Source organism: Alteromonas sp. ABH4_457 (assembly GCF_056160625.1).
On sequence record NZ_JBSWXN010000033.1, the window covers coordinates 1 to 268 of the forward strand.

General features: G+C 41.0%; 1 rRNA gene. It reads right to left on the minus strand.

The features are described from left to right. Window positions 1-80, minus strand: a 5S ribosomal RNA gene (rrf, locus tag ACXAGR_RS23820); the annotation flags it as partial. Window positions 81-268 lie beyond the last annotated feature (188 nt).

The following is a 268-nucleotide window of genomic DNA, read 5'->3' on the forward strand; positions in this document are numbered from 1 at the left end:
ACACTACCATCGCCGCTAACGCGTTTCACTTCTGAGTTCGGAATGGATTCAGGTGGTACCACGTCGCTATTGCCGTCAGGCATAAACTTTTGTCTTAATGCTGTTTACACATCACTAAGATAACAATTCTGGAAAGCTTGATATCTTCATCAATCAGAGTAACGCTACTCTAACTGTTTAATTAGTCAGTCTTTAACTCACAACTTCTAAGTAAAAGCTACTTAGGCGTTGTATGGTTAAGCCTCACGGGCAATTAGTACAGGTTAGC